Annotated in this window: 20 protein-coding genes; 8 read left to right on the top strand and 12 right to left on the bottom strand. The window is 57.3% G+C overall.

Features of this window, described 5'->3' with window-relative positions:
- Positions 1-78 precede the first annotated feature (78 nt).
- Positions 79-672 carry an OmpW family outer membrane protein gene (locus tag ACT5M9_RS13760; protein ID WP_457983087.1) on the bottom strand — a complete coding sequence of 198 codons (594 nt, stop codon included), beginning with the start codon at positions 670-672 and terminating at the stop codon, positions 79-81.
- 326 nt (positions 673-998) lie between these two features.
- Here ACT5M9_RS13760 and ACT5M9_RS13755 point away from each other — a divergent pair, with 326 nt between their 5' ends.
- The gene (locus tag ACT5M9_RS13755) at positions 999-1,124 is read left to right on the top strand and encodes a hypothetical protein (protein ID WP_438549083.1); all 126 of its coding nucleotides are present in this window, start codon (positions 999-1,001) and stop codon (positions 1,122-1,124) included.
- Between the two features lie 149 nt (positions 1,125-1,273).
- On the opposite strand, the gene uvrA is transcribed toward ACT5M9_RS13755, so the two are convergent.
- Together uvrA and ACT5M9_RS13745 are read right to left on the bottom strand one after the other, a co-directional pair.
- The gene (gene uvrA, locus ACT5M9_RS13750) at positions 1,274-4,102 is read right to left on the bottom strand and encodes an excinuclease ABC subunit UvrA (protein WP_457983085.1); all 2,829 of its coding nucleotides are present in this window, start codon (positions 4,100-4,102) and stop codon (positions 1,274-1,276) included.
- A 327-nt stretch (positions 4,103-4,429) separates the two neighbouring features.
- Entirely contained in the window at positions 4,430-5,074 is a 645-nt protein-coding gene (locus ACT5M9_RS13745; RefSeq protein WP_438549081.1) for a LuxR C-terminal-related transcriptional regulator, read from the bottom strand.
- 544 nt (positions 5,075-5,618) lie between these two features.
- On the opposite strand from ACT5M9_RS13745, the gene ACT5M9_RS13740 reads away from it, so the two are divergent.
- Both ACT5M9_RS13740 and ACT5M9_RS13735 read left to right on the top strand, forming a co-directional pair.
- On the top strand, positions 5,619-6,188 hold the full coding sequence (locus ACT5M9_RS13740) for a single-stranded DNA-binding protein (protein WP_457983083.1): 570 nt from the start codon (positions 5,619-5,621) through the stop codon (positions 6,186-6,188).
- A 154-nt stretch (positions 6,189-6,342) separates the two neighbouring features.
- Complete coding sequence (locus ACT5M9_RS13735; RefSeq protein ID WP_457983082.1) at positions 6,343-7,113, top strand: substrate-binding periplasmic protein; 771 nt, start codon at positions 6,343-6,345, stop codon at positions 7,111-7,113.
- Between the two features lie 46 nt (positions 7,114-7,159).
- Here the strand turns inward: ACT5M9_RS13735 and ACT5M9_RS13730 are convergent, their stop codons facing one another.
- Positions 7,160-7,282 carry a hypothetical protein gene (locus ACT5M9_RS13730; protein ID WP_080675244.1) on the bottom strand — a complete coding sequence of 41 codons (123 nt, stop codon included), beginning with the start codon at positions 7,280-7,282 and terminating at the stop codon, positions 7,160-7,162.
- Between the two features lie 302 nt (positions 7,283-7,584).
- Here ACT5M9_RS13730 and yjbD point away from each other — a divergent pair, with 302 nt between their 5' ends.
- The 3 genes from yjbD to ACT5M9_RS13715 all read left to right on the top strand — a co-directional run bounded on the left by yjbD (position 7,585) and on the right by ACT5M9_RS13715 (position 10,782).
- Positions 7,585-7,869 carry a DUF3811 domain-containing protein gene (gene yjbD / locus ACT5M9_RS13725; RefSeq protein WP_457983081.1) on the top strand — a complete coding sequence of 95 codons (285 nt, stop codon included), beginning with the start codon at positions 7,585-7,587 and terminating at the stop codon, positions 7,867-7,869.
- A 392-nt stretch (positions 7,870-8,261) separates the two neighbouring features.
- Positions 8,262-8,474, top strand: a complete 213-nt coding sequence (gene cspE / locus ACT5M9_RS13720) for a transcription antiterminator/RNA stability regulator CspE (RefSeq protein ID WP_349920739.1) — start codon at positions 8,262-8,264, stop codon at positions 8,472-8,474.
- 352 nt (positions 8,475-8,826) lie between these two features.
- Positions 8,827-10,782: a ligand-gated channel protein gene (locus ACT5M9_RS13715; RefSeq protein ID WP_457983080.1), complete on the top strand. Its 1,956-nt coding sequence runs from the start codon at positions 8,827-8,829 to the stop codon at positions 10,780-10,782.
- 67 nt (positions 10,783-10,849) lie between these two features.
- Here ACT5M9_RS13715 and ACT5M9_RS13710 read toward each other — a convergent pair whose 3' ends face one another.
- Entirely contained in the window at positions 10,850-12,211 is a 1,362-nt protein-coding gene (locus ACT5M9_RS13710) for an ATP-binding protein (RefSeq protein ID WP_438549093.1), read from the bottom strand.
- 33 nt (positions 12,212-12,244) lie between these two features.
- On the bottom strand, positions 12,245-12,967 hold the full coding sequence (locus ACT5M9_RS13705) for a response regulator (RefSeq protein ID WP_457983102.1): 723 nt from the start codon (positions 12,965-12,967) through the stop codon (positions 12,245-12,247).
- A gap of 199 nt (positions 12,968-13,166) precedes the next feature.
- Between ACT5M9_RS13705 and ACT5M9_RS13700 the strand changes: the two genes are divergently transcribed.
- Positions 13,167-13,508: a hypothetical protein gene (locus ACT5M9_RS13700; protein WP_438549076.1), complete on the top strand. Its 342-nt coding sequence runs from the start codon at positions 13,167-13,169 to the stop codon at positions 13,506-13,508.
- A gap of 134 nt (positions 13,509-13,642) precedes the next feature.
- Here the strand turns inward: ACT5M9_RS13700 and ACT5M9_RS13695 are convergent, their stop codons facing one another.
- The 4 genes from ACT5M9_RS13695 to ACT5M9_RS13680 form a co-directional block, all read right to left on the bottom strand.
- Positions 13,643-14,062, bottom strand: coding sequence for a hypothetical protein (locus ACT5M9_RS13695; protein WP_438549075.1), 420 nt, complete (start codon positions 14,060-14,062; stop codon positions 13,643-13,645).
- A gap of 132 nt (positions 14,063-14,194) precedes the next feature.
- The gene (locus ACT5M9_RS13690; protein WP_457983079.1) at positions 14,195-15,196 is read right to left on the bottom strand and encodes a sensor domain-containing diguanylate cyclase; all 1,002 of its coding nucleotides are present in this window, start codon (positions 15,194-15,196) and stop codon (positions 14,195-14,197) included.
- A 635-nt stretch (positions 15,197-15,831) separates the two neighbouring features.
- Positions 15,832-17,013 carry an SGNH/GDSL hydrolase family protein gene (locus ACT5M9_RS13685; RefSeq protein WP_457983078.1) on the bottom strand — a complete coding sequence of 394 codons (1,182 nt, stop codon included), beginning with the start codon at positions 17,011-17,013 and terminating at the stop codon, positions 15,832-15,834.
- A gap of 17 nt (positions 17,014-17,030) precedes the next feature.
- A complete protein-coding gene (locus tag ACT5M9_RS13680; protein WP_457983077.1) occupies positions 17,031-17,639 on the bottom strand; it encodes a TetR/AcrR family transcriptional regulator in 609 nt (202 codons plus the stop codon).
- 211 nt (positions 17,640-17,850) lie between these two features.
- On the opposite strand from ACT5M9_RS13680, the gene ACT5M9_RS13675 reads away from it, so the two are divergent.
- Positions 17,851-18,816, top strand: coding sequence for an alpha/beta fold hydrolase (locus ACT5M9_RS13675; RefSeq protein ID WP_457983076.1), 966 nt, complete (start codon positions 17,851-17,853; stop codon positions 18,814-18,816).
- Between the two features lie 214 nt (positions 18,817-19,030).
- Here the strand turns inward: ACT5M9_RS13675 and ACT5M9_RS13670 are convergent, their stop codons facing one another.
- Positions 19,031-19,687 carry a hypothetical protein gene (locus tag ACT5M9_RS13670; protein ID WP_457983075.1) on the bottom strand — a complete coding sequence of 219 codons (657 nt, stop codon included), beginning with the start codon at positions 19,685-19,687 and terminating at the stop codon, positions 19,031-19,033.
- A 17-nt stretch (positions 19,688-19,704) separates the two neighbouring features.
- Positions 19,705-20,637 carry a hypothetical protein gene (locus ACT5M9_RS13665; RefSeq protein ID WP_457983073.1) on the bottom strand — a complete coding sequence of 311 codons (933 nt, stop codon included), beginning with the start codon at positions 20,635-20,637 and terminating at the stop codon, positions 19,705-19,707.
- Positions 20,638-20,696: the final 59 nt, after the last annotated feature.

The raw sequence follows: 20,696 nt of genomic DNA, 5'->3' as shown, positions 1-20,696 counted from the left end.
AGAAAAAGACCCGGACAGTGCCGGGCCAAAATGAGACGTGCTTGGTTATATGGCCACGATGGGGCCAATTGAATGGGATCAGAAACGGTAGCCAACGCCAAACATGAAGGCGACCGGATCGATGGAGGTATTGATGGTGCCGACGGCGGTGTGGACATCGGTATCGATGTCGATGAGCCAGGCCGAGGCGTTGACGAACCAGCGATCGTTGATGGCCATGTCCAGGCCCACCTGACCCGCCAGCCCCCAGGAGGAGTCGACGCTGACGTCAGAGCCATCCAGGGCGCCGCGGCCCTCTTCGTCGAAGAAGAAGGTGTAGTTGACGCCGGCCCCCACGTAGGGACGCACCTTGCTGTTGGCATCCCCGAAATAGTACTGCGCCATCAGGGTCGGCGGCAGGTGCTTGACCTTGGCCACTTCTTCCCCACCCAATTTTACAGAGTGGGAAAACGGCGTTGCAGCCAGCAGTTCGACGCCCCAGTTGTCGGTGATCATGTAGGAGAGGGTCAGGCCCAGCTGCATATTGCTGTCAATATCCAGAACATCATCACTGCTGGTCTGGGGGGAGACGAACGCCAGCCCGCCACGCACCAGAATATCACCGGCCTGGTGTGCCATGGCGAGAGGGGAAGCAAAGGCGGCTGCGATTACCAGAGGAAGGATCTTTTTCATCACTTAATTCCCTTTTTTTGTTTTCTTTCTATGTTGTAAGCCTGAAAACTATAAAAGGATGTGAATGAAGGGTTATTGATTTAGCTCAATAGTTATCAAGAAATAGATGGATGCGCACGGCAACTTCAATTGTTCACCAAACCATCTAAAATGATATAGATTCACATTAAATACATGCACTTACATTATTACCATGCCACCACACCCCACCATAAATACCAATCAAATATATCTTTAAATCTCCCATCCCCTCGCCGGATGTTGTTTAACTGTCACGGACGGCGTATTTTATTAATGCGGTGTAGCGCAGCTGTAATAGAACATTTATGAAACCACAGACTCGAAAAGACAAAATACTGGGTATATTGGCAGCCATCTGGGGCATAGGCTCCTTCCTGTTTATCTTGCTGGGCTTCGTGTTTGCCCTCGCCTTCCTGATGCTGACCCACTGATCTCCTTTCCCCCCGACTTGTAAATTTCCGGTGTTACTCACGACCAGCTCATCGCCGTCCGCGAACGTGCTTGAGCAGAACATTCGGACACCTCACCAACCGCAACCGACAAAAAAGGGGCCAGAGGCCCCTTGTCTGTCTTTCTCGCTTTACTTGCTCAGCAGCGGCGCCAGGAAGCGCGCCGTGTGGGATTCCTTGCAACGGCTCATCTCCTCCGGCGTGCCGGTCACCAGGATGCGACCACCACCAGATCCCCCTTCCGGCCCGAGATCGACGATCCAGTCGGCGGTCTTGATGACGTCCAGGTTGTGCTCGATGATGACGATGGTGTTGCCTCTATCCCGCAGCTGGTGCAGCACCTTGAGCAGTTGCTGGATGTCGTGGAAGTGCAGGCCGGTGGTCGGCTCATCCAGGATGTAGAGGGTCTGGCCGGTGTCGCGCTTGGAGAGCTCCCGCGCCAGCTTGACCCGCTGCGCCTCGCCACCGGACAGGGTGGTGGCGGACTGGCCGAGGCGGATGTAGGAGAGGCCCACGTCCATCAGGGTCTGCAGCTTGCGCGCCACCGCCGGCACCGGATCGAAGAACTCGCGAGCATCTTCCACCGTCATCTCCAGGATCTCGTGGATGTTCTTGCTCTTGTACTTCACCTCCAGGGTCTCGCGGTTGTAGCGCTTGCCCTTGCAGACGTCGCACGGCACATACACATCCGGCAGGAAATGCATCTCCACCTTGATGACCCCGTCCCCCTGACAGGCCTCGCAGCGGCCCCCCTTCACGTTGAAGGAGAAGCGGCCCGGCTGATAGCCGCGGGAACGCGCCTCCTGGGTGCCGGAGAGCAGCTCGCGGATCGGGGTGAACAGGCCGGTATAGGTCGCCGGGTTGGATCTCGGGGTGCGGCCGATGGGGCTCTGATCGATATCCACCACCTTGTCCAGATGCTCCAACCCTTCCACGCTGCGGTACGGCGCCGGGGTGGATTCGGTGGCCTTGTTCAGCTCCCGATGGGCGATGCGGAACAGGGTATCGTTGATGAGCGTCGACTTGCCGGAGCCTGAGACCCCAGTCACGCAGGTCATCACCCCGATCGGCAGATCCAGGTTGACGTTGCGCAGGTTGTTGCCGCTCGCCCCCTTCAATTTCAGCCACTTGCCGCTGAGCGGTGTGCGCTCGGCCGGGATGGCGATCTGTTTGCGACCGGACAGGTAGTCACCGGTCAGGGACTCGGGGTTCGCGATGATCTCCGCCGGCGTGCCTTGCGCGACTATGGCGCCGCCATGCACCCCGGCGCCGGGGCCTATGTCCAGCACATGGTCGGCGAGGCGGATGGCGTCCTCGTCGTGCTCCACCACTATCACCGTGTTGCCGAGGTCGCGCAGGTGGGTCAGGGTCTTGAGCAGTCGCTCGTTGTCTCTCTGGTGCAGGCCGATGGAGGGCTCATCCAGCACGTACATGACCCCCACCAGGCCGGCACCGATCTGGCTCGCCAACCGGATGCGCTGAGCCTCACCGCCGGACAGGGTCTCGGCGCTGCGGGACAGGCTCAGGTAGTTCAGGCCCACGTTCACCAAGAAGCCGAGCCGCTCGACGATCTCTTTCAGGATCTTCTCGGCGATCTGGGCCCGCTGGCCGGTCAGCTCGATACCGGCGAAGAACGCCAGCGCATCGCCGATGGACTGCTCGGCGATGGCGGGCAGGTTGCGGTTGTCCACGAACACGTGGCGCGCCTCTTCCCGCAGCCGGCTGCCACCGCAGCTGGCACAGGACTTGTTGGCGATGTATTTGGCGAGCTCTTCCCGCACCGAGTTGGACTCGGTCTCCCGGTAGCGGCGCTCCATGTTGTGCAGGATCCCCTCGAACGGGTGCTTGCGTACCACCACATCGCCGCGATCGTTCATGTAGCGGAACTCGATCTCGGCCTTGCCGGAACCCCGCAGGATCACCTCCTGGGTCTTGAGGGACAGATCCTCCCAGGGGCTTTCCAGATCGAACTTGTAGTGCTCGGAGAGGGATTTCAGCATCTGGAAGTAGTAGAAACTGCGCTTGTCCCAACCCCGGATGGCGCCACCGGCCAGACTCTGGCCCGGGTCGCTGATCACCTTGGCGGGATCGAAATATTGCTGCACCCCGAGGCCGTCGCAGGTGGGACAGGCACCGGCCGGGTTGTTGAAGGAGAAGATGCGCGGCTCCAGCTCCGACATGGAGTAGCCGCACTCGGGACAGGCGAAGTTGGCGGAGAAGGTCATGGGCTCCACGCCTTCCTCCCCGTCCATGGGGGCCACCAATACTATGCCGCCGGACAGGGTCAGCGCCGTCTCGAACGACTCTGCGAGGCGCAGGGCCAGATCGGCGCGCACCTTGAAGCGGTCCACCACCACTTCGATGGTGTGCTTCTTGTGCAGCTCCAGGGTGGGAGGATCGGAGAGATCGCACACCTCGCCGTCGATGCGGGCACGGATGTAACCCTGGGCCGCCAAATTCTCCAGCAGCTTGGTGTGCTCCCCCTTGCGGTTGCGCACCACGGGGGCCAGCAGCATCAGCTTGCTGCCCTCGGGCTGGGCCAGCACCTGATCCACCATCTGGCTGATGGTCTGGGCGGTCAGCGGGATGGCGTGGGTTGGGCAGCGCGGCTCGCCGACCCGGGCGAACAGCAGCCGCAGGTAGTCGTAGATCTCGGTGATGGTCCCCACGGTGGAGCGCGGGTTATGGGAGGTGGACTTCTGCTCGATGGAGATGGCCGGGGAGAGCCCCTCGATATGGTCCACGTCCGGCTTCTCCATCAGGGAGAGGAACTGGCGGGCATAGGCGGAGAGGGACTCCACATAGCGGCGCTGCCCCTCGGCATAGAGAGTATCGAACGCCAGCGAAGACTTGCCGGAGCCGGACAGACCCGTCACCACGATCAACTTGTCGCGGGGCAGGATCAGGTTGATGTTCTTCAGATTGTGGGTGCGGGCACCCCGAATCACGATTTTTTCCATCTTCTTGCACGCTCGATACACAAACCAGAGCGAACCAGTATGGCATAGAGACTACTGGATGGATAGACAGTTAACGGGGGAAATCATCGGGGTGACACCCATAGGAACGGCCGCCCTCCGGCTCCGTGGAACCAGCCGAAATGTAGGCTGAGACGGCGATAAAAACGATGGATAAAACGAGTAGTGGTGCCATCCATCACCAGAACGCCACTCTCTACGGGATAGCTCTGCTGCTCAGGCGGCTGGGATGCCAGCAGGATATCGGCATCCCTGATCTCCTCGCTGGCCAGCGATATACCGGGTATCAGTGTGAGCCCCGAACCCGCCTCAGTGGGAACTCGTCAGATCGAGGTACTCCTTGGCCCAGCTCACCGCCTGCAGCCGATTCTTGACGTTCAACTTCTTGAAGACGTTATAGAGGTGGGACTTGATGGTGTGCTCGCTGACGAACAGGTTGTCGGCGATCTCGGTGTTGGAGGCCCCCGTCATCAGGTGGCGGATGATCTCACGCTCACGTGCCGTCAGCAGGCTCTGGCTGCGCTGGGTCGGCTCCGCCCCCTGCCGGTAATAGCTGACCAGCTCGCACATCAGGTGGCGAGGGATCCAGAATTCCCCCTGCCTCACCTTCTTGATGCCGGCCACCAGTCGGTCCAGGGGGTCCTGGCGAAAGAAGAGGCCGCTGGTGTTGGGCCACATCAGCAGCAGATCCCGATCCGTGTTGGTCGGCGCATTGAGCAGCACGGTATGGACCCCATCGAACGCGGCGATATTCCTGTGCCAGTCAAACTGCTGGCTTGACTTGAGATAGTCCAGATCGACCAAGAACAGGCTGCAACCCGTGACGGTCAGCAGCTGATCGGGGTGGCTGATGAGGCATATGGGCTGACCCAGTTGAGCCATCAGATAACTCATGAAGGTGCTCGCCTGAACATTGCCTTCGGTCACGAGTACCAGCGGAGTCTCTGTCTTCATGGGGCTCTTCCTCGAACTTTTTGCCTGTCGGCCTTGATCGTCATGTCATACGCCAGCAATGGTCGCGAGAGAGTAACAAGCCGTTGTTTTTACATAGTATTAAAAAAGCATTAGGCTTCATATGGGTCGACATAAAATCATTTTTTTATCAGGCAATACAGTGGACTAGGAGAGCCCCCCTATTTGGGGGGGGAATGAGGCAGGATGGGGCAAACTGTGATCAGGCTCCTCACGCCGACAAAAATGCAAAGACGTGAGCCACCCCCCATGGCCGTACTTGCCGGGATCAGGGCAACTGCGATAGCGTATTCCCACCCGCCAGGGGGATGGCTCAAACCGCTCCTGCGGCGCTAAAGATGTGCTATCCCGCACATCAACTGTTACTATGGCGAGCTAATCCGGATGTCGATGACAGGGCCCGGCCCCATCAGCGACCCGCTGGCAATCCCGCGTCAGATCAGACGATGGCGGACTTGCGCGGCAGCAATATTGTGAGTGAACCCAGACCAGTCAGCTGGTCGGTATATAAGGTGGAAGAGAGATTATGGCCAGTCGAGGCATCAACAAAGTCATTCTGATCGGTAACCTGGGGCAGGATCCTGAAGTGCGCTACATGCCGAGTGGCGGTGCCGTGACCAACATCACCATAGCCACCTCCGAGACCTGGCGTGACAAGCAAACCGGTGAGCAGAAAGAGCGCACCGAGTGGCACCGCGTGGTGTTCATGGGCAAGCTGGCCGAAGTCGCGGGTGAATACCTGAAGAAAGGTTCCCAGGTCTATGTGGAAGGCAAGCTGCAGACCCGCAAGTGGCAGGATCAGAGTGGCCAGGAGCGCTACACCACCGAAGTACTGGTCGACAGCTTCACCGGTGTGATGCAGATGCTGGGTGGCCGTCCGCAAGGGGGTCAGGGCATGGGCGGTCAGCAATCCCAAGGCAACTGGGGTCAGCCGCAACAGGCTCCCCAGCAGAACATGCAGCGTCCCGCTCCCGCACCGCAGCAGAACATGCAGCAGCAACAGGGTGGCTACGGTCGTCCTGCGCAGCAGCCGCAGTCCGCACCGCCGGTCTACAACGAGCCGCCGATGGACTTCGACGACGACATTCCGTTCTAAGACACCCAGGCCCTGACGATTCAGGGCCTTTTTTTGCCTGCTTCTGACGCAGTCAGCCCCCCTTTTTGAGCTTTTGGAGGTGCCGCGTCCCCATAGCGTCATGATTGCCGAGTCTTGGGGCTACCATCTGGGCGAACCCCATCCGAGATCCTGTATGACCCCGTTCAACCGCCTGCTGTGCTGCATCCTGCTGCTTCATGTCAGCCCGCTGCTGGCCGAGCCGTTGCGCGTCGGGGTCAGCTTTGCCATTCCCCCCTATGTGATACAGGAGCAAGGCCGGGGCATAGAGCTGGACCTGCTGACCGCCGCCTTCGCCGACAGCGGTTATGAACCCCAGTTCGTCTACCTGCCGCTGGAGCGCACCTTTCGCATGCTGGCACAGGGCAAGCTGGATGCCGTCATCAATGTCAAACCCGGCATGCTGGCCCAGGTGCACCTCTCCCAACCGGTGATCACCTTCCACAACCGGGTATTCACGCTGGGCGAGGTGCCAGTGCGGACCCTGTCAGATCTGGCCACCCTGAGAGTCAGCGCCTTTCAGCGGGCGCAGCAGATCCTGGGAGAGGAGTTCGCCCGCATCAGCGCCCAGAATACGCGGTATGAGGAGGTAGCGCGGCAAGAGAGCCAGGTGCAGAAGCTGTTGCTGGGGCGCACGGATGCGGTGATCCTGGAGCAGCGGGTGTTCTACTACTATCTGGCGCAGCTCAGTCAGGACAAGCGCAACGGGGAGCGCTATCGCCCCGAGCGGGTACGCCAGCTGGATTTGTTCCCGCCCACCCAGTACCACTTCGCCTTTCGTCAGGCGGCGCAGCAGCAGTGGTTCGATCGCCAGCTGACCAGGATGAAGGAGGATGGCCGCTATGCCAGGATCTTCGCCGCCTATGGCACCTCACCGGGCGCCGAAAACATAAAAGCCAGCCCATGACAGGCTGGCTTGATACTGGCTCCAAAGGAACAACAGTGTAGGAGCGTTACTTCATCGCGCCGCCATTTTTCAGATCGGCTTTCTGCCGTTTGGCTTCGCGTTTCTCTTTCAGTGACATCTGCGGTTTTTTCTTGGCATCTTTGCCGTGATGCTGTTCTTTGTTACTCATCATCAGACTCCAAAAATGTTACCCAGACAGTTGGAACCAAGGTTCCAGCATGCCATCCGAATCATAGACTTCAGTACGCTTGCAGTGACGATCCTGGATCGCACTCACTTCAGCATACCCCCAACGTCCCGCCCGGATCCAGCCTCATGGCACCAGGCCGCCAACCCCTCACCCAGCTGGTCACCCAGAGCCCGGCCAAAACCCGGTCGGCTTATTCATTTTGATGATGGAAAAGGCGATTCCATAAGAGATGCTTCACCGACTGTGCTAGGGTGAACCATCCCTGCCACAGGAGTGCCCCCATGAAGAAACTCGAGATGAAGGATCTCACCGAAGCCGAGAAGGCCGAGATCACCTTGTTGCTGCAAAAGGCTCAGGCCAATGCGGATCACACCCTGAGCAACGGGGAGCGCAACAAGATCCGTGAAGAGGGGCGCCTGAAGATCGAGGCCGATCGCAACAAGGCCGCCAAGGCAGCCTCTGCCCTGGCAAGAGAGAAGGCCAAGGCGCGCACCAGGGATCAATCCGCTTCCGAAACCTTCAGCTGGTCAGACTCCGTCAGCAACAAGTACCGAAGCAAACGCTAACCCTGCATAACCTGTCCGGACGGGGATGGCATCGTCCGGACCTGGCACGTCATGCCTCCTTGACCAGCGGCCCAAGGACCACCTTGTTCATCTGGTAGAAGGCGATTTTGTCCACAGAAACCACTCCAAAGCGGACGATGGCAGGCAGTTAACACCGAGATAAAGATTGCCATGGCGAGGTGTGCGTGTTCTAATCGATTCGATGGTTCGGTAGTTCAGACCTGATTATGTTAGGCAGTCATTTTAAAGCAGTGATTTGTGCATGAGTTCTTCATCGAAGATTCAGGCCAAATAATTATCCTTCTTTAGTGCTCCCCATACGTATTGCTGACGAAAAATCATGGATTGCCACAACAGGTGGCGTTTCAATATCACTATTCAAGGAAATTATCATGTCCAACAAAATGACTGGTACCGTTAAGTTCTTCAACGCTGAGAAAGGTTTTGGCTTCATCTCCCCGGCTGACGGCAGCAAAGACGTGTTCGTACACTTCTCCGCCATCCAGTCCAACGGTTTCAAAACCCTGGAAGAAGGTCAGCGCGTTGAGTTCACCATCGAGCAAGGCCAGAAAGGCCCGGCTGCTGCCAACGTAGTTGGTCTGTAATTCAAGCCAGGAAGCCTGATCGTTCATCGACAGGACCTTCTGCACGAATTGAAAAAACCCGCCTCGGCGGGTTTTTTGTTGCCCCAATGCCAGCTTCTCCCCTCATCCTCCCCCGATCCCAACCATCCCCCTATCCCCCAGACTAGTGCCGCTCCCCCCTCACCCTCATCTGATCTCAACCCCACTAAATACGATTAATTATCATTTACACACCTTGCCGTGCTGACTACAATGCCCGCCGAACTCGGGACTAAGTCCAATTGAGACTTATCGCCCCTGGACACCGGCAGGCTAGGTCACCGAGTCGCTCATGGATGAATCCCATTTTCCCATTCACAGAGTTCAGGCCAAGATGACAACGATCCCTCCTCACAAGCTGACCCCCCTCATTCTCGCGTCCCTCGCCGTCCCTGCCTATGCTGCCGAACCCGAGGTCATGGTCGTGACCGCCTCCGGCTTCCAGCAGAAGATCGAGGACACGGCGGCTTCCATCTCGGTGGTGACCCGTGAACAGCTGGAGAAGCGTGCCTATCGGGACGTCACCGACGCCCTGAAGGACGTGCCCGGCGTAGTGATCACCGGCGGGGGCAGCAGCAGCGACATCAGCATCCGCGGCATGGGCTCGAAGTACACCCTGATGCTGGTCGACGGCAAGCGGGTCGACAGCCGCGGCACCCGCCCCAACAGCGACGGTCCCGGCATAGAGCAGGGTTGGCTGCCTCCGTTGCAGGCCATAGATCGCATCGAGGTGGTGCGCGGTCCCATGTCGTCCCGCTACGGCTCGGATGCCATGGGGGGCGTCATCAACGTCATCACCCGCAAGACCAGCAGCATGAGCGCCTGGCAGGGCTCCCTCCATGCGGACTCCACCTTCCAGGAGAACAAGGCGTCTGGCGACATCTTCCAGACCGACGGCTATACAGCAGGCAACCTGGTGGACGGGCTGCTGGGGATGCGCCTCAATGGCCAGCTCTCCCACCGGGGAGAGGATCAGTTCCAGAACGGCTTCGCCGAACAGGAGACGAAAAGCGGCACCGCCGTGTTCAGCCTGACGCCGGATGCACACAATGGCTTCGACTTCGAGGTCAGCCGCTCCCTGCAGGATAGAGACCGCACCCCGGGCGAATCCCTGCCGGCCAAGTCCAAGCCCAGTCTGAACACCTACGAGCGCACCAACTACGCCATCACCCACAACGGCCAGTACGACTTCGGCTCATCCACCAGCTATCTGCAGCGGGAAGAGAACACCAACCCCGGCCGCCAGATGAAGATGATCAACAGCATCGCCGACACCCACACCCAGTTCATCCTGGGGGATCACTACCTGAGCCTCGGCGGCCAGTACCGTTACGAGGATCTGCAGGATCAGGGCAACCAGCTCAACGTGAGCAACCGGGCCAGCCAGCTGACCCGCTGGAGCTGGGCCCTCTTCCTGGAGGATGAGTGGTCCCTGACGGACAGCTTCGCCCTGACCGGCGGGGTCCGCATGGATCAGGATCAGAACTACGGCACCCACTGGAGCCCTCGCCTCTACGGGGTCTGGCACCCTGCGGAGTTCTGGACCCTGAAGGGCGGGGTCTCGACGGGCTATCGCTCCCCCGACCTGCGCATGTCGGCGGCCAACTGGGGCCAGGCCACCGGTGGTGGCACCCAGGATGGCATCCTGGTCGGCAATCCGGATCTCAAGCCGGAGACCAGCGTCAGCGAGGAGATCGCCCTGCTATGGGACGCCCGCGAAGGGCTCAGCGCCAGCCTGACCCTGTTCAACACCGACTTCGAGGACATGCTCTCCGAGATCCGTCGCTGCTCCAGCAAGACAGACCCGTCCTGCACCCTCAATGGGCATACCTACGACTTCATCAGCGACCGCATCAACGTCGAAAAAGCGAACATGCGCGGCGTGGAGAGCACGGCCAACTGGGCCATCAATGAGGATTGGTCCCTGGCCTCCAGCTACACCTATACCCAGTCCGAGCAGAAGAGCGGCCCCATGGAAGGTAAACCGCTGAACCAGATGCCCCGCCACATGTTCAACGCTTCGGTCGACTGGCAGACCACCACGGATGTCAGCCTCTGGTCCAGGGTCAACTTCCGCAGCAAGACCTCCGACTACCTGAGCCGCACCCGGATGGCCGAAGGCACCCCCTCCTACACCTTCTTCGACACCGGCCTGGTCTACAAGGCCAATCCGCATCTCAACGTCACCGCCGGCGTCTACAACCTGTTCGACAAGACGGTGGATTACGGCAGCTACGGCACTGTGCTGGACGGTCGCCGCTACAACCTGGGGATCACCTACCAGTTCTGATGGTCGGCGCCACCACAGCGATAAATAAAGAGGGCGCCCTGGGCGCCCTCTTTTTCACCATCAATGGTCACAGCGGCAGGCGGATCCTCGCCTCCAGCCCGCCGCCGTCTCTATTGTGCAGGGTCAACTCCCCCCCGTGCTGGTGCACCAGGGTGCGGGCGATGGCGAGCCCCAGCCCCACGCTGCCGGACTCCGTATTGCGAGCCCCGTCGAGGCGCACGAAGGGCTTGAACACCTCCTCCAGCTGGCCCGGATCTATGCCGGGCCCCCGATCGCAGACCCGGATCAGCAGCTCGCTGTCGGTGCGCTCGAGGGAGACCTCGGCGCTGCCCGCATACTTGATGGCGTTGCCGATGAGGTTCTGCAGCACCCGGCGCAGGGTGTTGGCACGGCAGGCGTAGACCTGCTTGCCCTCGGCCAGGCAGGTGACCGGCTGGCCCGTGTCCGCATAGTCGTCACACAGGCTCTCCAGCAGGCTCACCAGATCCAGCTCCCGGGTCGCCTCCTGCAGCCCCTCCTCCCGGGCGAAGCTCAGGGTCGCCGCCAGCATCTGCTCCATCTGCTGCAGGGTCTGCTGGAAGCGCTCCTTGTCCTCTCCATCCGCCAGAAACTCGCTACGCAGCCGCAGGCTGGTGATGGGGGTACGCAGGTCGTGGGAGATGGCGGCCAGCATGCGGGTCCTGTCCTGCACGAAGCGATCGAGCCGGGTGTGCATCCGGTTGAAGGCCTGGATGGATTCGCGGATCTCCGTCGGCCCGGCTTCCCGCAGCGGCTCAATGTCCTCTCCCCGCCCCAGCCGGTCGGCATTGGCCGCCAGCTGCTTGAGCGGTTGGGTGGCGCGGCGGAACAGCCAGATCATCAGGCCGATCACCAGGCTCGCCACCAGCAGCAGGTTGAGGGTGGTCTGCCAGGACCAGCTCGCCGACTCCTTGTCCACCAGGGAGCTGAATTGCAGCCAGCCACCATTGGGCAGCTGGATGGAGCCGTAGAGCCGCATGTCCTGGGGCGGCGGCATGCCGCTGCGATCCTTCATCATGCGGTTGTGATGACGCCAGGCCTGGCTGCGCTGGAACTCCTGCTTGAGCTCGGCGCTTATCTCCACCGCCAGCTGGGGCGGATAGTCCAGTTTGGCCCGCACCAGCTTCTCGAAGCGGGGGCTGCGGTTGTCCGGTTGCAACGGCTCGTCGGAGAGGCGCAGCAACAGGGTTTCGCTGCGGCTCGCCTTGAGGATCTCGTGGTAGAGGGAGGGGGGAGACAGGGTGAGCAGGCGCACCACAGAGATGATGCGCTGCATGGCGTTGCGGCTGTTGACGTAACCGAGGGCCTCTTCCCGGTCGGAGCGATAGATCTGGATGCTGAGCAGCTGGATCAACACCAGCCCGGCCAGGGCCACCAGCACGATCTGGCCGGTCAGCCCCTTGGGCCACAGCCGGGAAAAAAATTTCTTGAACGTACTCACCCTTTACTCCTGGGTCACGTCGGCGGCGAACAGGTAGCCACCACCCCAGATGGTCTTGATGAGCTCGGGGTTCTTGGGATCCCGCTCCAGCTTGCGCCGCAGCCGGCTCACCAGGGTGTCGATGGCGCGATCGAAGGCGACCGCCTCCCGGCCGCGGGCCAGATCCAGCAGTTGATCCCGGCTCAGCACCCGCTGGGGACGCTCGAGGAACACCTTCAGCAGATCGAACTCGGCGGTGGAGAGGCTCATCCCCACCCCCTCTTCATCTACCAACTCCCGGCGATGGATGTCCAGCAGCCAGCGATCGAAGCGCAGATCCCGAGTCAGAGCCTCAGGGGTGGATTGTGGCTCGGCCTGGGTGCGGCGCATCACCGCCTTGATCCTGGCCAGCAGCTCGCGGGGATTGAACGGCTTGGCAAGGTAGTCATCGGCCCCCATCTCCAGCCCTATGATGCGGTCCGTCTCCTCTCCCATGGCGGTGAGCATGATGATGGGCAGACTGGATTTCACCCTCAGCTCGCGGCACAGGGTCAGTCCATCCTCCCCCGGCATCATCAGGTCCAGCACCAGCAGGTCGAATTCCCGCTCCTCCAGCAGGCGCTTCATCTCCTTGCCGTCGCGGGCACAGCTGACCCGCATCCCGTGCTGTTCCAGAAAGCGCTTGAGCAGATCGCGGATCTCGCTGTGGTCATCCACCACCAGGATATGAGGGCTGCCTTGGTTCATCATTGTTCTCCCATGTTCGAGCTGGAGCGATTATACGAAAATCAACCGGGCGGATTATGTCAAAGTGTGCCATAGCGCCAAGATGCCACACTCTGCTACAAAATAGGCCTCAACTGGCAAATTTCAGACACTTCCTCGGTGTTTACTGAGTACCAAGGCGAACGAGCCGAATCCCATATTCATCCGAAAGGAGTTACCCATGAAAAAGCTGACCAAGACCCTGCTGACCGCCACCCTGATCCTCGGCCTGCCGCTCGGCGCCTATGCCGCCAGCGAAGCCGTGAGCACCGCTCAGCCGGGCACCCCCATGATGAGCGACTGTCCCATGAAGGATGGCAAGCACCACGGTGGCCGCCACGACAAGATGGCCCGCATGCAGAACATGACCCCGGAGCAGATCCAGGCTCACCTGCAGCAGCGCTACGACAAGATTGAAGATCCGGCCAAGAAGGCCGAGTTCGTGAAGAACCTGGAGCTGCGCGCCGACGGCATGACCAAGCACGCCGAGGTGATGAAGCAGTTTGCCGAAGCGAACAAGTAAGTCTCTTCGACAACCAGCGAGGGTGGCCAAGGCCACCCTCTGTCGTTTCTGCCGCCCCACACAACAGGGTCGGCGGTGAACGCCACCCAGCAAAAAGGGGCCATCAGGCCCCTGCTTCGTATCGTCAATCCGGCTTATGCCTTGGCCTTGTCGGCCAGGTTCAGGGTCTTGACGGTCTCTCCTTCGAACTTGATGACCACCGTCTTCTGGGCCACTTCCGCATCCTTGAACAGGGTCTTGGAGGTCTCCGCCAGCATGGGGGATACCTTGTTCAGGGCGCCCAGATCATAGGTCCAGACTTCCAGACCGGCTTCGGTCTGGGTGCTCAGCGGAGCACCCAGCTTGGCCTTGATGGCCTCCTTGTTGGAGCCGCCTTCCTTGATGTCCAGGGCGCGCTTGACCGCGGCATTGGTGGCGTCGTCCATGGCGCTACCGGCCATCTCCTTGGCGCTGCTGGTCAGGCTGCTGGTCACGGTATCGGTCAGGGAGTCCATCAGGCCGGCGTGGGCAAATAGCGGCATTGCGGTCAGGGCAATCAGGAGGCACTTCTTCATCAAGATACATCTCACAGGTATGAAAAGAGCGCGCATCAGACCAGCGAGTGGGGGCGGCGTCAAGTCGATACCTTGGTCAAGCCGCATTCGGGGGGGCATCGCCACCATGGTGGCCCTCAGCCCGCCCTGTTCCTAGCCACAGAGCCGATCCTTGCCCGCCAGCTTGGCCCGGTAGAGCGCGCTGTCCACCCTCGCCATCAGCTGCGTCAGGGCCTCGTCGGATTGGGATTCGACCAGCCCGAAGCTCAGGGTGACGGGATCCCGCTCCATCACCCGCAAATGCCCGAGCCGCAGGCGCAGCTTCTCGGCCACCAGCAGGGCATCCGCCAGTCGGGTATTGGGCAGGATCAACATGAACTCGTCGCCACCCCAGCGGGCGAGCAGATCGATCTCGCGGATCCCGCTCTGGGCCACCCGGACTATGTCGATCAGGGTTTGATCACCCACCCCGTGACCATGGTTGTCATTGATCTGCTTGAAGTCATCCACGTCCATGGCGATCACGGAGAAGGGCTCATGGAAGCGCCTTGCCCGCTCGTGCTCCAGCCGGATCGCCTGCTCCAGCCGATAGCGGCTGGCGGCGCCCGTCAGCACGTCCGTCTCCGCCAGACGGCGATTCTCCTCCACCTGATGCTGCAACGCCCGGTTGAGGCGCTCCAGCTCGGCGGTGCGCTCGGCGACCTGCTGTTCCAGGCTGCGGTTTTGCCGCTCCAGCCGCACACAGAGTTCACGTTGGGCGTGGATGTCCCGATGAGCCCCTATCATCCGGGCCACCGAACCATCCGGGTTGCGCCCTATGATGCGGCCGCTGTCCTCTATCCAGCGGAACTCCCCATTGCGGCAGCGGCAACGATACTCGGCCCTGTAGTCGGAGGCCTTGCCGTTCAGGCAGGCATCGAAGCAGGCCATGACATGGGCCAGATCGTCGGGGTGGATCACGCTCTCCCAGGTGAACACAGTGTTATCCAGGGAGTGGGGATCGTAGCCCAGCATCAGATACCAGCCCGCGTTGCGGTAGACGAACCCCGTGTTGGCATTCCAATCCCAGATCCCTTCGCTGATCACCTCGAGAATGCCGTGCACAACAGCCTCATTGAGGTCGGATATCCTTATCCCGCCCGTCTCTTGTTCCATAACAGACCATCCTTGTCCTCTCGCAGCCCCCATCCGGTGGCAGGCCTAGCATTGAGTGTAGAAGCCCTGGCCCCACTAGGGTCATGGTTCACACCCCGCACGGGATCAGCTCGCTTCGATCGCCGACCCGACTTCCCTCTAGCAGCAAAGGCTGGCTTATCTCGCCTTACCCTCGGCAGTGTAGAGGGGGGAAAAAATAACCGCCCGCCTCAAGCAGCTCAAAAGCGCCGAAGTCAAACACCTGGAGACCCCAGCTGGACCCGTAATAGCTATGACGAGAACATCGTCCTCGCCCCCTAAAGGAAACCGAATGGAACTGACCGTCTGGCCCATGGAATCGACACAAGTGGACCAAAGAACAGGCTGGCTGCCTGGGTTAGCGCTTGCGGCTTATCCACAGTGTGGGAGCTCATCGCCTCCTGCAGTTACAGACACAGGTTCGGCAAAGTACCTCCTGTATGCGCAGCCGAAGTACAGGCAACGGCCTGGATAGATCCTTGGCGCCGTACCCGGATATCGGCATAAGCCCTGATTGAGAATGACACGGCCTGTGTCGATGGATGTAACGGGTTAGTGTGAGTTGTAACGCCCCACTAGATAGCGGGGCGTTTGATACCGCCGGGGGAAACAAGCCATCAATCAGCCCGGATAACGGCCAGCGGAACTGACTGCGCGACCCGCAGATGCCCCGCATGATTGAGATGAAGGTGATCACCGGAATCATATTGCGCGCTGAGCTGCGAAATGCATTCTGGGTTCCGCACCAGCAGGTCGCTGTCGATAACGGCATCAAACTCCCCGCTGGTACGCATCCAGTGATTCACCTCCTGCCGGACAAGCTCTTTTTCAGGCTGATAAAAGCCCTCAATGCCATACTCACCGGTTCCCCGCAGCGGTATCAGGGTTACGCCTGTCATGCGGATATGACGTTCCCGCGCCATCTGTAGTAATTGCCGATAGCCATTGATCAGCTCTGTTGCCGACGGCAGCGAATTTTCCGGATCCAATGCCGTACCCGCCAACCCGATATCATTTAGCCCGACCTGCACGATGCAGGCGGTGACACCGGGCTGCTCAAGTACATCACGCTCAAAACGTGACAAGGCAGAGATGCCGACACCGTCTTTCAGTAACCGGGAACCCGACTGCCCGGCATTCACCACGGCAATATTGTCGCTAATAAAGCGCTCTGCCAAAAAATCCGTCCAACGGCCATAGGTGTCCATTTCCACGCCGTTGCCATCCACCATAGAGTCGCCGATAACGACCAGAGTGCTGCCCGCGGAGCCCGGCTGAACCTGCACACTTTCGACCAGAAAACGGGAACTGATTTTCTGACCGTCGCCAGCTTCTTCCCTGATGGCCCGATTGCCCGACTCGAGCAACGAGAAATGACGGGCATCCCAATGGAAGGTATTGACCGGTATCGGTTCTGGCAGATAGGTCCGCAGATTGATCACCGATAGTGACGGAATATGCAGTGATATTTCATCGCTGCACAGAATACCCCCCGCAGGAATTACCGCATCGGTTTGTCCGTCAAAGGTGACAGGCAGTGCGCCGCACAGATCAGGCACGGACATATAGCTCTCGCCCATGACCAGCGGCTGTGCACCATAACGGTTGGAAAAGATCAGCCGCAGCTTTTGGCCGCCCAGGCTGATGCGCAATGCCTGCCGGAGAGTCTGATCCCCATGCATTGCCGGTATATCCGACGGAAATGGAAACGCCTCTCCTGATGCAGGCTGGGAGGTCGACAGCCAGCTGCATATCCACTCATCGCGCATTGGCAGGGCTGAAGGCACTGAATAGGACATCAGAAATTCTCCTGACATTAATGCGCGGCCGGTGGGGTCGTCATGGCATCTAACGTCTGCATGGCGATATCTGTCATGGCCATCAGGCGCGCCCGGCTGATGCCATCCCGGGCCTGGATGGAGATCCCGTGAAACAGGGTCGCCACATAGTCCCCGAGCGCCTGTATATCGGTGTTTTCCGGCAGATCGCCGGACTCAACGCCCTGCCGGATGCGCTCTACTATGCCGTCAATCCTCTCCCGGCGGTAACCGGACAGCCATGCCATGATCTCTTCGTTGTCACGGCCATAGTTGGTCAGCGACAACACCACCATACAGCCGTGAGGTCTATCGTCTCGGGTGTAGTTTTCAACCGCATCAACAAGCAGTTGCCTGACAGCCTGGCGGGTCTCCGGCTGCGACAGGGCGGCATCAGCAAAAGCACCCTCTTCGGCCAGATAATGCGCTACCGCCTCACGGAAAAGATTCTCCTTTGAGCCGAAGGCGGCATAAATCCGGGCAGAAGCAATCCCCAGTGCAGCAACCAGATCAGACAGGGATGTCCCTTCATAGCCCCGCTGCCAGAACACCTCCTTTGCTTTGCGCAATGCCTCTTCACGATCGAACTCTCTTGGTCTGCCGGCCATAACACACTCTCCGCGTTAGTCATTTCAGACAAAGGCTATCAGTTCATTGTCGACTAACAAAGAATTATTTTTTGTTGATTGACAAAGATTTGGAGTCCCTCTTAACCTATTCACTGTTGATCGACAAACAATAGGTGCCATCGCAGCTGACACAGGCTCTGTCTATGACCTGCTGCGGGTATTTTTTATCAATCATTCAGACGGAAAAGGTATGAACACATCACTCATCAAGACATTGCTGGCAGCCGTCATGCTGTTCCCATTGCATGGCGCTGCCGTCGCGGCAACTGCACAAGGCGCGGCAGCGACATCGGCAACAACGCAGGTTAACGAGGCAGATTTTCAGCATCAGTATGTGGCCGTTGCAGGACAAAGGATGCATTACGTGACGGCGGGAAAAGGGGAACCCGTGCTCCTGATCCCGGGCTGGCCGCAGACCTGGTATGCATGGCGTCATGTGATGACCCGGCTCGCAGCCGAAGGCTATATGGCAATAGCGGTTGATCCGCCGGGCACCGGTTATTCAGCACGGCCGACCACGGGTTATGATACCGGGGCGGTGGCAACCACCTTGCACAGGATGATGAATCAGCTGGGCCATAAGCGATATTCGGTGGTCGGTCACGACATAGGCATGTGGGTGGGTTATGCACTGGCGAGTGACTATCCTGCGGACATTAAAAAAATCGCATTAACCGAGGCGGTTATTCCGGGTCTGGCGCCGGCACCCTCCATCTTTGTCGATCCGCAGGAGAATATTTTCCTCTGGCACTTTATGTTTAATCAGGTGCAGGGTTTTCCGGAAATGCTGACGGCCGGGAAAGAGCGGGAATATCTTAATTTTATTTTTGACCACTGGTCTTATCGTCGTGATCGCATCGCAGCACAAACCTATATCGATGCTTATTCTTCACCAGGCGGGCTACGTGCAGGATTTGCGTATTATCGGGCGATCCCGCAAACCATAGCGCAGAACAAACAGCGGGCAGAGAAAAAATTGATGATGCCGGTTCTGGCCATAGGTGCAGATCATGCCACCCGTGATGCGCCACAGCAGACGATGCAGGGAAGAGCGCTGAATTTGCAGGGCGCTATGCTCAGTGAATGCGGTCACTTCGTCACGGAAGAGTGCCCGGAGCAGCTGATGACAGTATTGCTGCCGTTTTTGAGAAAATAAATGTTCTGCTAATTTATGAGTGATATAAAAACAGGCCTCCTACTCGGAGGCTTTATTTTTATGGCCGGCATAAGCAGACCTGTGATATTTTATTTCACGCTGGCTCAGCCTGGCATTCTATTCGCGATAGCATAGGAAACATAATTCCCCCTTCTCCCCTTGCGGGAGAAGGATTGGGGATGAGGGGGAGATACAAGAGAAATGCTTAGATAAATCAAGGTTTTTTCAACGCTGAATTTTTTATAAATTCTGATTTTGAAAGTAATTCATCTATTTTTCCTCCCCAGTATTCTTGAGATAATTTCATTGCTGAACATAATTCGTTATACAACTTATCATAAGACTTTGATGTTGATTCGCTACATAACGGTATGGCATTACTCCCTGTAAACTCGATCATATAAGCATGTATTCTTTGCTGCATATCAAACATAGAGGTTTTAATATCTCTCTCTTGTTGAGTGCAAAACCGTAAGAAATCAATAAGGCTTGTTTTTGTTTCTTTGCATACGGTTAATATAACTTCCAAATCAGAAATACTACAGAAATGAATGTTTCCCAATCGAATTTTATCTTTAATCTCATGTGTAATATCATGGCTATAATCTTGACCTAGATATTCATATAGTTGCTTTGCATGACCCAAATAGAAATCCTGATGTGTGACAATCAATGCAAATCGATTCTCATAAGTTGATATATTATCATAATCAAAGCTTTTAAGTATTTCTATACACTCTGATATTTGTAAAATGCCTTTGATGTGGAAATTTTTAATTTTATCTTTAATTATCTTAGGTGAGTCACTTACCAGTACGTGTTGTGATGGTTCAACACCTTTCGCATCAATATAGACAGCTCCACCTTGCATACAGCATATAAAATCGACTACCTTTCCCTTTTTTTATTTTTCCTATATAGGCGATTTATTTCATCTTCATCTACAACAGCAATGTTATGTTCCAAGAGAGTTTGGCATACAAACCTTTCAAAAACCTTAGTGAATTTGTCCCTGAAAGTCTGTGGTTCAAGAGACTTCAATGTTCTTAAAACAAACTCACTAACACCAATTGTCGCAGCATAGGTATGGTAAATAGATATCCCCTTATCTAAACAAATCAAGGGGCGCTCAATTACAAATGGTTCCGCATGGTAATCTGATGCTTTAATTGGACCGACATTATTCCTTTTAGCCTGAATAAATTCACGAGCACTATATAAATTTGCCCCTAGAGCATGAATCATGGCATCAATTTCAAAGATGCTGTAGAAGGGGTGAAGCTTTACGATTAGCTGAGTATAAGTTAAGAACAGCAGTGTTTTATCTTTGAATAGGACTAGAAGAAATAATGCGAATACAAAAAAATTCTCTAAAGAAACACCCGTAGCTTTCTTGAACTCCTCTTCAAAGAAATTACTTGTGTTTTTAGCGCAAACCATTGAATACAGTCTAACCAAGAAGGTGATATGATTTTCTTGATCCTCTTGGAACCTTATTTGTTTAATCAGAAAGCTTCGGATGGTCAGAAAAACATTTTCAGCGCCATCTATGTTGGACGCTTTTGACTGCAATCCCCATATTTCATTCAATATTTTATAAACATCATGTTCGCTTGCATCAACAGCTTTTATACTCGGTTCAATTTCTAATGTCCAATCTAGCATCAGACAAGAAATCCAAGCCCGGTCATATGCTTTATTATGCTGGGCAGATGGAGCATGTAGTCTATTAAGCAAATGGGTCACTACAGATTCCGTTTTATATCTTTTGATTTTGTTTCTAATTTTCTCTGCATCATGCAAATATGACATGTCTAACATAACCCCCTACCCATAGCTATATTTATTAATATGTTATTCGCAACGACTAATTAGACGGA

This window comes from Aeromonas sp. AE23HZ002T15 (assembly GCF_054165525.2).
The sequence above is the reverse complement of the archived record's forward strand: the minus strand, read 5'-3'. Positions and strand labels throughout refer to the sequence as shown.